This window comes from Leifsonia sp. 71-9, assembly GCF_001898805.1.
GTDB lineage: Bacteria > Actinomycetota > Actinomycetes > Actinomycetales > Microbacteriaceae > Leifsonia.
Genome location: NZ_MKVJ01000019.1, coordinates 1 through 9657, shown reverse-complemented (window position 1 = coordinate 9657; position 9657 = coordinate 1). Strand labels below are relative to the sequence as shown.

Below are 9657 nucleotides of genomic sequence, written 5' to 3'. Positions count from 1 at the left end.
GCCAGTCGAGCAGGACGCATCGCGCGGTCGGGATCGGCTACACGGCGGCCGTCGCCGTCTCCGCCCCGTGCGCGGTCGTGATGGCCTTCCACGCCTACCCGGGAACGCTCCCGGGCGGGCAGGCGATCGCGACCAGCGGGTTCACCCTCCTCGCTCTGGCGTGGGGTGCGAGCCTGATCCGCGCCGTGCTCGCGATCAGCCGGGGCGACCGCAACGCTCATCGCGCGTGGATGATCGTCAACTTCAGCCTCACGTTCGCCGCCGTCACCCTGCGCCTCCAGAACGGCGTCCTCATCGCGCTCGGGCAGCAGACGTTCGAGCTGCTCTACCCGCTCCTCGCCTACACCTGCTGGGTGCCGAACGTCCTGGTCGCCGCGGCCACCGTGGCGCGCGTCCGACGGCGCACCGACGCGGTCACGGAGTGAGGCGGCCGGCGAGCACACCCGTCAGTTCGTCGAGGCCGCGGATGCGGAGCACCCCGAGCGCGTCGGCCTCCGCCGCGTCGTCGGGAGCCGGCGCCGCGTCGAGCCGGTTCAGCCACACGCCGGTCAGACCGGCGGCCGCGGCGCCGATGGCGTCCGTGCGCAGACGGTCGCCGACGTATACGGCCTCCGCCGGTGGCACGTCGAAGAGCGTGCAGGCGTGCTGGAAGATGGCTGCGTCGGGCTTGGCGACGCCGACCTCACCGGACGCGACGAGCACGGGGATGCGTCGGTCGAGGCCGACGGACTCCACCTTGCGTCGCTGGAAGGCGAGGTCGCCGTTCGTGATGAGGCCGAAGCGGACGCCCGGGATCGCCGCCTGCAGGGCGTCGAGGCAGGGGAGCGCGTCGTCGTGGAGCGTCCAGGCCGCGACGTAGTGCTCGAAGTAGGAGGCGAACCACGCGCTCGCCTCCTCCGCAGAGAGCGTCACACCGTGGCGGGCGGCGAAGTCGCGGGCGCGCGCCTGCCGCTGGCCCTCGAAGTCCAGACGGCCGGCGAGGTACTCGTGGTAATGCTCCTCTTCGAGGTCGCGCCACAGCACGACGAGCTCGGCCGCCTCAAGGGCTCCGTAGGGCTCGCCGAGGGACGCGGTGAACCGCAGGATCCCGCGCTCCACCGCCGCGCGGTGAGCGAAGAGCGTGTCGTCGAGGTCGAAGAGGACGACGCTGGGCGTCGTCACGCCCCGGTCTCCGCGGGCCAGCCGTCCGCCGGCTCGCGCGGGTCCGTCGCGAGCAGGCCGGCCTGCCAGTCATCTCGACGCCGGCCGCGATGCACGGCGCCCAGGCGGCTGACGCCCTCGAAGGTGAAGCCGGCTCGGCGGGCCACGGCGGCGCTCGCCGCGTTGCCGGCGAAAGCATGCCAGACGATGCGCTGCAGGCCGAGTCCCTCGGGCGCCGGAGCGAATCCGTAGTCCAGGGCGAGCGCGGTGGCCTCCGACATCAGGCCGCGACCGCGTGCCTCAGGAGCGAGCCAGAAGCCGATCTCGGCGGCGGAGTCCTCGACGCCGTTCAGCCCGATCATCCCGACCAGGGCGCCGTCCGCACGGATGCCCCACGTGTGGATGCGTCCGCTCGCCCATCCGTCGGCGACGAAACCGTTCACGAAGCTCACCGCGTCGTCCCGCGTGTACGGCGACGGGACCGTCGTCCACTCGGCGATCGCGGGGTCGACGCAGAGCTCCGCGATGCGGTCCACATCGGCGTCGGTGGGCACGGAGAGCACCACCCGCTCGCCCGTGAGCTCCACGGGCGAGACGGATGGCGTCGCCATCAGCGGGCCCGCCGCAGGAAGCCGACCCTGTCGTACACCTTGGCGAGTGTCGCCTCGGCGACCTCGTCGGCGCGGGCGGCGTTGTGGGCGAGGATGCGGTCGAGCTCCGCCGGGTCGGCGAGCAGCTCGAGCACGCGCTCGCGGACCGGGCCGAGCGTGCCGACGACGACCTCGACGAGGCCCTTCTTGAAGTCGCCGTAGCCCTTGCCCTCGTACTCCAGCTCGATCGACTGGATCGACCGGCCGCTGAGGGCGCCGTAGATGCTGAGCAGGTTCGAGATGCCCGGCTTGCCGTCGCGGTCGAACGAGACGACGCCGTCGGTGTCGGTCACGGCGCGCATGATCTTCTTGCGCGTCGCGTCCGGCTCGTCCAGCAGCCAGACGATGCCGGCGCCGGAGTCGGCGGACTTCGACATCTTCGACGACGGGTTCTGCAGGTCGTAGATGCGGGCGCTCTCCTTGAGGGTGAGCGTCTGCGGCACGACGAACGTCTCGCCGAACCGGCTGTTGAACCGCTCGGCGAGGTCGCGCGTCAGCTCGACGTGCTGCCGCTGGTCGTCGCCGACCGGCACCACTTCGGCGTCGTAGAGCAGGATGTCGGCGGCCATCAGCACCGGGTAGGTGAAGAGCCCGACCGAGGTCGCGTCCGCGCCCTGCTTGGCCGACTTGTCCTTGAACTGCGTCATGCGCGCCGCCTCCCCGTAGCCGGTGATGGTGGCGAGCACCCACTGCAGCTGGGCGTGGGCGGCGACGTGGGACTGCACGTAGAGGGTCGACGCGGAGGGGTCGATCCCGGCGGCGATGTACTGCGCCGCGGTGCGGCGGGTCTTCTCGCGGAGCTCCGCCGGGTCTTGCGCGACGGTGATCGCGTGCATGTCGACGACGGAGAAGAACGCGTCGTGGGTGCTCTGCAGGTCCTTCCACTGCAGGAGCGCGCCGATGTAGTTGCCGAGGTGCAGCGAGTCGGCGGAGGGCTGCATGCCCGAGTAGAGACGGGGAAGTGAGGTCATGTCCGTGCTTTCGAATCGATGGGTGCGGATGCTTCAGATGGCGTAGTCGACGACCACAGGCGTGTGGTCCGACCATCGCTCGTCGTAGGCGGCCGCACGGTCCACCGCGTAATCCTTCACCCGTGCCGCGAGGGCCGGAGTGGCCAGCTGGTAGTCGATGCGCCAGCCGGTGTCGTTGTCGAACGCCTGTCCGCGCCACGACCACCACGTGTACGGGCCGTCGACGTCGCCCGCGTGCTTGCGGCCCACGTCCACCCAGCCGAGGCCGGCGCCGTCGTTGTAGCCGGGCTCGCCCTCCGCGCCGACGAAGCGGTCGAAGTAGGCGCGCTCCTCGGGGAGGAAGCCGGCGCGCTTGACGTTGCCCTTCCAGTTCTTGATGTCGAGGGTGCGGTGGCCCACGTTGAGGTCGCCCATCACGACGGCGAGCTCGTTGTGCTTCTGCAGCTCGGGGAGGCGCTTCTCCATCGCGTCGAGGAACTTGTACTTCTCGACCTGCTTCTCGGTGCCCGCCTCGCCCGAGTGGACGTAGGCGCTGACGACCGTGACGACGGTGCCGTTCACCTCGTAGTCGGCCTCGAGCCAACGACCCGCGCTGTCGAACTCGGAGGGGCCGAGCTCGACGCGGTGGATCGCGGCGCGGTGCCGGCTGGCGATGGCGACGCCGGCGCGGCCCTTCGCCGTGGCCGGGTCGTGCACGATGTCCCAGTCCGGGCCGAGGAGCTGCTCGAGGTCCTCGGTGGAGGCGCGCACCTCCTGGATGGCGAGGATGTCGACGTCGCGCCCGTCGAGCCAGCCGCCCATGCCCTTGCGGAACGCGGCGCGCACGCCGTTGGTGTTGATCGTCGCGATTCGCAGCGGTTTCGTGGGCATGGAACAAGCCTACCGGTGGCCGCCGACGCTCCCCAGATCGAGCAGATCGTTGAGGCGGTGCTCCGCCCGCTCGACCTTCCGCTGGGCCGCCAGCCGGCCGAACCAGTGCGCCTTCGAGAGCTCCGTGCGGGCGTCGGCGAGCTCCGCCCGTGCGACCACCACGCGCGCCTCGTGCTCCGCGGCGGCGCGCTCGGCGGCGGCCTGCTCGGGCGTGACCATGCGCGGCGAGAGCCCGCGGTCGAACATCCCGATGGCGATCCAGGAGGCGGAGAGCAGGATGACCCGCGAGACGAGGTTGAACCACAGCAGCAGACCGATGAACACGGCGAAGGTGGCCAGCAGCGGGTTCTTCGTGGCGCCCCCCAGGAGCACGCCGCCCAGGACGCTCAGCCCGGCGAGCACCGCGGCGCCGAGCAGCACCCCGAAGAAGAGGTTGCGCCACGGGATGGCGACCCGCGCCATGACCCGGAACATCGCCCCCAGCGTGACGATGTTCAGCGCGACGGACACGACGAGACTCGAGATCCGGGTGATGACACCGGTCACGGCGGAGTCGGAGGGCAGGCCGACCAGATCGAGGAAGAACGTCAGGGCCTGCGTGCTGACGATCGTCAGGGTCGCCGAGAAGACGAACACCAGTCCGAAGCCGAGGGCGAGGAACAGGTCCCTGATCTTCTGCAGGACGTAGTTGGTCGTGTCCCGGCTCAACCCGAACACCGCGCGCACGGCCTGACGCGTGTAGTACAGCCAGCCGATCGCCGTCCAGAGGAGGCCGATCGCGGCGATGGCGCCGGCCCAGCCGAAGGAGGTCGCCTGCTCCAACTGGGCGGTGTCGATCACACCCTGCGAGGTCGGCGTGGCGATCAGCCCGGGAACGGCCCGATTGATCAGCTGGACGAGGGCCTTGTAGATCTCCGGGTTGCCGGTGAGCCAGAGGCCCGCGACGGAGAATCCGAGCCAGACCGCCGCGAAGATCGCGAAGAGCGATTGGAAGCCCATCCCGGCCGCCCGCAGGTTGCCGTCCGAGTGGGAGTAGTTGATGTACACCCGGTACGGCCGCAGCGCCTGCACCCATTTGGCCACGTGGGAGACCCGCGCGACCGGCTTCTCGAGACGTTCCTTGATCGGCTCCGTCGCGTCGCGGAAGCGATCCTTCAGGCTCTCCTCGGGCTCGACCGTCCCCTCAGCGCGCTGCACCGACGGATCGGGGCGCGCCGGTTCCGGGTCGCGACGGGACTTCTTGGCCACGGGCCCAGGATATCGAGCCGCTAGCCTGGCGGGATGCCATCCGCGATCATCCTCGGCGGCACCGGGCTTCTCGGCCGGGCGACCGCGCTCCGGCTCGCCGCCTCCGGCTGGGCCGTCTCCGTCACCGGGCGCGATCCCGAACGGATGCCGGCGGCGCTCGCCGACGCCGGGGTGGTCCACCTGCGCTCGGACCGGCGCGACCCGGTCGCGCTCGCCGCGGCTCTCCGCGACGGCGCCGACCTCGTGGTGGATGCGCTGTGCTTCACCGCGCGGGACGCCCGCATGCTCCTCCCGCACCTCGACGGCGTCGGCGCGACCGTCATGTTCTCCAGCAAGGCCGTGTACGTCGATGGCGACGGGCGGCACATCAATTCGGTGGAGCGGCCGCGCTTCGGCGCACCCGTGCCGGAGGACGCCGACACCCTCGAACCCGCCTGGGACGGGCTCTATCGGAGCCGGGAAGGCTACAGGCGCAACAAGGTGGCGGCCGAGCGTGTCCTGCTGGAGAGCGGCCGGCCGGTCACCATTCTGCGGGCGTCGAAGGTGCACGGCGTGGGCGCGGCTCTCCCTCGGGAGTGGCATTTCGTGCGGCGGGTGCTCGATGGCCGTCCCGTCGTCCTGCTCGCTCACGGCGGGCGCGGCTACGACCACCCGACGGCTGCGGTGAACGCTGCGGCTCTGGTCGAAACGGTCGCGGGGCATCCCGGCACCCGCCTCCTGAACGCGGCCGATCCGGATGTCCCGACGGGGCGTGACATCGCGCGGATCGTCGCCGAGACGCTCGGGCATGACTGGGCGGAGGTGCTGGTGGACGGCGACGAGCAGGGCGGGCACCCGTGGGATGTCGTCCCCGGAATCGAACTCGATCTCTCCGCAGCCACGGCGCTCGGCTATCGGCCGGTCGGCGCCTACGCGGAGACGGTGCGGCCCGCGATCGAGTGGGCCGCGTCATTCGGCCGCACGCCGCCCTGGGCGTCGGAAGTCGACGAAAGCGACTTCGACTACGCCGGCGAGGACGCCTTCCTGCGGCGCCGCTGACCGTCCCGCACCGGCCCGGCGAAACGACAGAGCCCCGGCCCGCCGCGCGAGGGGCGCGGCGACCGGGGCTCTGTGCGGGGTCGGCTCAGTAGGAGTAGCTCGAGTAGCCCTGGGAAGCGGCGATCACGCCGCCCACGATCGCCATGATCACGAAGAGGACGATGAACGCGATGTAGACGTAGCCGATGATCAGGCCGGCGATGGCCAGGCCGCGGCCGCTCTCGCCGCTGCGCTTGATCTGGCTGAGCGCGATGTGGCCGCAGATCACGCCGGCGAGGGGGAAGACGAACGCGCCGACGAGCGCGATGATCGCGAGGACGTTCGTCCCGCTCTTCTGCGTCGGGTACGGGGTGTAGGCGGCCGGGGGAGCGGGCGGGTAGGCGTTCGGGTTCTGGTCGGTCATGGTGAAAGTGGCTCCGATTCGGGATGCGGGGTCGGTCGTGTTGGTGAGGTGCTGCTGGTGAGGTGCTACTTCTGGGCGATGCTGTCGGCCAGGATGCCCGCAGGGTGCAGGGCGGCCGCGATCGCGTTGGCGGTCTCTTGGAACGCCGTGTCGGTCTTGGCGGCGCCGATCGCGCCACCCTTCAGCGCGCCGCCGGCCATGTTGCGGTTGAGGCGCGCGACCAGCCGGCCCTGCTGGTCGACCATGAAGTCGACGAGGAAGGTCAGCTGGAAGTTCTTGCCCGCGAAGGCGCCGAGCCAGAAGGTCGACGCGGCGCTGCCGCGCTTGGCGAGCAGTCCACCGGTCGGGGTGGAGGTGACGACGAAGCCCTCGGAGGTGAGGGCCGAGACGACGAGCTGCTTGGCAGCCTCGTGGTCGCCGAGCAGGAAGAAGTCGTGAGCGGACGCCATGGTTGTTCCTCGGGTTCGTAGCGGCTAGGTGGCCCTGGTGGGACGCACGATGTGTCACTCTAGCGGGGGACACGGCCTCCGCGCACCCTGCTGGGCCAGCGAAATCCGCCGCGGACGCGAAAACGCCCCCGGTCGGAGGACCGGGGGCGTTCGTCGGCGGGGCGGACCGTTACGGCTTGCCGCGCATGATGGCCTGCTTGACCTCGGCGATCGCCTGCGTCACCTGGATGCCACGCGGGCAGGCGTCGGTGCAGTTGAAGGTCGTGCGGCAGCGCCAGACGCCCTCCTTGTCGTTGAGGATGTCGAGACGCACCTGCGCGTTGTCGTCGCGGGAGTCGAAGATGAACCGGTGCGCGTTCACGATGGCCGCCGGGCCGAAGTACTGGCCGTCGGTCCAGAACACGGGGCAGGACGACGTGCACGCGGCGCAGAGGATGCACTTGGTGGTGTCGTCGAAGCGCGCACGGTCGGCGACCGACTGGACGCGCTCCTTGCCCTTCTCCGGCTTGCTGTTCGCGACGAGGAACGGCTGCACCTCGCGGTAGCTCGCGAAGAACGGCTCCATGTCGACGATGAGGTCCTTCTCGAGCGGCAGGCCCTTGATCGCCTCGACGTAGATCGGCTTGGAGATGTCCAGGTCCTTGATCAGCGTCTTGCAGGCGAGGCGGTTGCGGCCGTTGATCCGCATCGCGTCGGAGCCGCAGATGCCGTGCGCGCAGGAGCGGCGGAAGGTCAGCGACCCGTCCTGCTCCCACTTGATCTTGTGCAGCGCGTCCAGGATGCGGTCCGTCGGGAACATCTCGACGTCGAAGTCCTGCCAGCGCGGCTCCGTGTCCACGTCCGGGTCGAAGCGACGGATGATCAGCGTCACCGTGAACGACTGGACGGGGGCTTCGGGAGCGGGGGGAGTCTCCAGTACGGCGGTCGACATCAGTACTTCCTCTCCATGGGCTCGTAACGCGTCACGACGACCGGCTTCCAGTCGAGGGTGATGTGGTCCGCCGCGTCGGCGGAGTGCGGGTCACCGGTCAGGTAGGCCATCGTGTGCTGCATGTAGTTCTCGTCGTCGCGCTTCGGGTAGTCGTCGCGCATGTGGCCGCCGCGCGATTCCTTGCGGTTGCGGGCCGAGAAGACGACGACCTCGGCGAGGTCGAGCAGGAAGCCGAGCTCGACGGCCTCGAGCAGGTCGGTGTTGTACCGCTTGCCCTTGTCCTGCACGACGATGTTCTTGTAGCGCTCGCGGAGGCGGTGGATGGTGCCCGTGACCTTCTCGAGCGACTCGTCGGTGCGGAACACCTGAGCGTTCTTGTCCATCTCGTCCTGCAGCTCCTTGCGGATCGCGGCGATCCGCTCGGTGCCGGTGCCGGCGCGCAGGTCGTCGATGAGTCCGCGGACGAACCCGGCCGGGTTCTCCGGCAGCGGCACGGCGGTCGCGGTCTTGACGTACTCGACGGCGTTGTTGCCGGCGCGCTTGCCGAAGACGTTGATGTCGAGCAGCGAGTTCGTGCCGAGGCGGTTCGAGCCGTGGACCGAGACGCAGGCGCACTCGCCGGCGGCGTAGAGGCCGGGGACGACCGTGGTGTTGTCGCGCAGCACCTCGGCGTTGTTGTTGGTCGGGATGCCGCCCATCGCGTAGTGAGCGGTCGGCATGACCGGCACCGGCTCGACGACCGGATCGACACCGAGGTAGGTGCGGGCGAACTCGGTGATGTCCGGCAGCTTGGTCTCGAGGACCTCGGCGCCGAGGTGCGTGCAGTCGAGCAGCACGTAGTCCTTGTGCGGGCCCGCGCCGCGGCCTTCCGCGACCTCCTGGACCATGCAGCGCGCGACGATGTCGCGGGGGGCGAGGTCCTTGATGGTCGGCGCGTAGCGCTCCATGAACCGCTCGCCGCTGGCGTTGCGCAGGATGGCGCCCTCGCCGCGGGCGCCCTCGGTCAGGAGGATGCCGAGGCCGGCCAGGCCGGTCGGGTGGAACTGGAAGAACTCCATGTCCTCCAGCGGCAGCTTCTTGCGCCAGATGATGCCGACACCGTCGCCCGTGAGCGTGTGGGCGTTGGAGGTCGTCTTGAAGATCTTGCCGAACCCACCGGTGGCGAAGATGATCGCCTTCGAGTGGAAGACGTGCAGCTCGCCGGTCGCCAGCTCGTAGGCGACGACGCCCGCGGGCTGGTCGACGCCGTCGACCTCGTTCATGATGACGTCGAGCACGTAGAACTCGTTGAAGAAGTTGATGCCGAGCTTGACGCAGTTCTGGAACAGCGTCTGCAGGATCATGTGGCCGGTGCGGTCGGCCGCGTAGCAGGCGCGGCGGACCGGGGCCTTGCCGTGGTCGCGGGTGTGACCGCCGAACCGGCGCTGGTCGATCTTGCCCTCGGGCGTGCGGTTGAAGGGCAGGCCCATGTTCTCGAGGTCGATGACCGCGTCGATGGCCTCCTTGGCGAGGATCTCCGCCGCGTCCTGGTCGACGAGGTAGTCGCCGCCCTTGACGGTGTCGAAGGTGTGCCACTCCCAGCTGTCCTCCTCCACGTTGGCTAGCGCCGCGGCCATGCCGCCCTGCGCCGCGCCGGTGTGGGAGCGGGTGGGGTAGAGCTTCGAGATGACGGCCGTCCTGGCGTGCGGTCCGGCCTCGATGGCCGCTCGCATCCCGGCGCCGCCGGCGCCGACGATGACGATGTCGAACTCGTGGTAGTGGACGCCGTCGATGACGGTCGATTCAGAGGATTCAGTCGTAGTCACAGGTGCGGTTTTCCGTTACTTGACCGGGCAGAAGGACGGCAGCTGGTCGGCTGCTGCCCCCACCGGGCAGGGGTCGAAGGTGAAGATCACGAGGGTGCCGAGCACGACCATCACGACCACCGCGGCGAGGATCGCCCAGCGGAGGATGCGGT

General features: G+C 70.0%; 11 protein-coding genes and 1 pseudogene. 2 read left to right on the top strand and 10 right to left on the bottom strand.

The window, feature by feature from the left end; genetic code table 11:
• Positions 1–425, top strand: a 425-nt coding sequence (locus BGO91_RS14150; RefSeq protein ID WP_290473380.1) for a DUF2306 domain-containing protein, incomplete at its 5' end; no start/stop codon positions are given.
• Here the strand turns inward: BGO91_RS14150 and BGO91_RS14145 are convergent.
• Genes BGO91_RS14145 through BGO91_RS14125 form a run of 5 tightly spaced genes read right to left on the bottom strand, consistent with a single transcriptional unit; the run spans position 415 to position 4879 of the window.
• A complete protein-coding gene (locus tag BGO91_RS14145; protein WP_290473379.1) occupies positions 415–1161 on the bottom strand; it encodes an HAD family hydrolase in 747 nt (248 codons plus the stop codon). The genes BGO91_RS14150 and BGO91_RS14145 overlap by 11 nt on opposite strands.
• The gene (locus tag BGO91_RS14140; protein WP_290473378.1) at positions 1158–1751 is read right to left on the bottom strand and encodes a GNAT family N-acetyltransferase; all 594 of its coding nucleotides are present in this window, start codon (positions 1749–1751) and stop codon (positions 1158–1160) included. The genes BGO91_RS14145 and BGO91_RS14140 overlap by 4 nt, the downstream gene beginning before the upstream one ends.
• Positions 1751–2761, bottom strand: a complete 1011-nt coding sequence (trpS, locus tag BGO91_RS14135) for a tryptophan--tRNA ligase (RefSeq protein ID WP_290473377.1) — start codon at positions 2759–2761, stop codon at positions 1751–1753. The genes BGO91_RS14140 and trpS overlap by 1 nt, the downstream gene beginning before the upstream one ends.
• 33 nt (positions 2762–2794) lie before the next feature.
• On the bottom strand, positions 2795–3631 hold the full coding sequence (locus tag BGO91_RS14130; protein WP_290473376.1) for an exodeoxyribonuclease III: 837 nt from the start codon (positions 3629–3631) through the stop codon (positions 2795–2797).
• A 9-nt stretch (positions 3632–3640) separates the two neighbouring features.
• Positions 3641–4879, bottom strand: coding sequence for a YihY/virulence factor BrkB family protein (locus BGO91_RS14125; RefSeq protein WP_290473375.1), 1239 nt, complete (start codon positions 4877–4879; stop codon positions 3641–3643).
• A gap of 33 nt (positions 4880–4912) precedes the next feature.
• On the opposite strand from BGO91_RS14125, the gene BGO91_RS14120 reads away from it, so the two are divergent.
• Positions 4913–5917 (top strand): NAD-dependent epimerase/dehydratase family protein, encoded by a 1005-nt coding sequence (locus BGO91_RS14120; protein WP_290473374.1) that lies wholly within the window; start codon positions 4913–4915, stop codon positions 5915–5917.
• 85 nt (positions 5918–6002) lie between these two features.
• Here the strand turns inward: BGO91_RS14120 and BGO91_RS14115 are convergent, their stop codons facing one another.
• From BGO91_RS14115 to BGO91_RS14095, 5 genes and pseudogenes are all read right to left on the bottom strand, one after another.
• Positions 6003–6320, bottom strand: a complete 318-nt coding sequence (locus tag BGO91_RS14115) for a DUF4190 domain-containing protein (protein WP_290473373.1) — start codon at positions 6318–6320, stop codon at positions 6003–6005.
• Between the two features lie 65 nt (positions 6321–6385).
• Positions 6386–6769, bottom strand: a complete 384-nt coding sequence (locus BGO91_RS14110; RefSeq protein WP_290473372.1) for a hypothetical protein — start codon at positions 6767–6769, stop codon at positions 6386–6388.
• Positions 6770–6938: 169 nt separating this feature from the next.
• Positions 6939–7700 carry a succinate dehydrogenase iron-sulfur subunit gene (locus tag BGO91_RS14105; RefSeq protein WP_021760723.1) on the bottom strand — a complete coding sequence of 254 codons (762 nt, stop codon included), beginning with the start codon at positions 7698–7700 and terminating at the stop codon, positions 6939–6941.
• A complete protein-coding gene (sdhA, locus tag BGO91_RS14100) occupies positions 7700–9505 on the bottom strand; it encodes a succinate dehydrogenase flavoprotein subunit (RefSeq protein ID WP_290473371.1) in 1806 nt (601 codons plus the stop codon). The genes BGO91_RS14105 and sdhA overlap by 1 nt, the downstream gene beginning before the upstream one ends.
• Positions 9506–9520: 15 nt before the next feature.
• A pseudogene (locus BGO91_RS14095) lies at positions 9521–9657 on the bottom strand (succinate dehydrogenase); the annotation flags it as partial.

What these genes read in the sequence shown, in the direction of transcription:
- trpS (WP_290473377.1), bottom strand. Translation starts at nt 2,761, where the DNA reads ATGACCTCACTTCCCCGTCTCTACTCGGGCATGCAGCCCTCCGCCGAC.
- BGO91_RS14120 (WP_290473374.1), top strand. Translation starts at nt 4,913, where the DNA reads ATGCCATCCGCGATCATCCTCGGCGGCACCGGGCTTCTCGGCCGGGCG.
- BGO91_RS14105 (WP_021760723.1), bottom strand. Translation starts at nt 7,700, where the DNA reads ATGTCGACCGCCGTACTGGAGACTCCCCCCGCTCCCGAAGCCCCCGTC.
- BGO91_RS14140 (WP_290473378.1), bottom strand. Translation starts at nt 1,751, where the DNA reads ATGGCGACGCCATCCGTCTCGCCCGTGGAGCTCACGGGCGAGCGGGTG.
- BGO91_RS14115 (WP_290473373.1), bottom strand. Translation starts at nt 6,320, where the DNA reads ATGACCGACCAGAACCCGAACGCCTACCCGCCCGCTCCCCCGGCCGCC.
- BGO91_RS14110 (WP_290473372.1), bottom strand. Translation starts at nt 6,769, where the DNA reads ATGGCGTCCGCTCACGACTTCTTCCTGCTCGGCGACCACGAGGCTGCC.
- BGO91_RS14130 (WP_290473376.1), bottom strand. Translation starts at nt 3,631, where the DNA reads ATGCCCACGAAACCGCTGCGAATCGCGACGATCAACACCAACGGCGTG.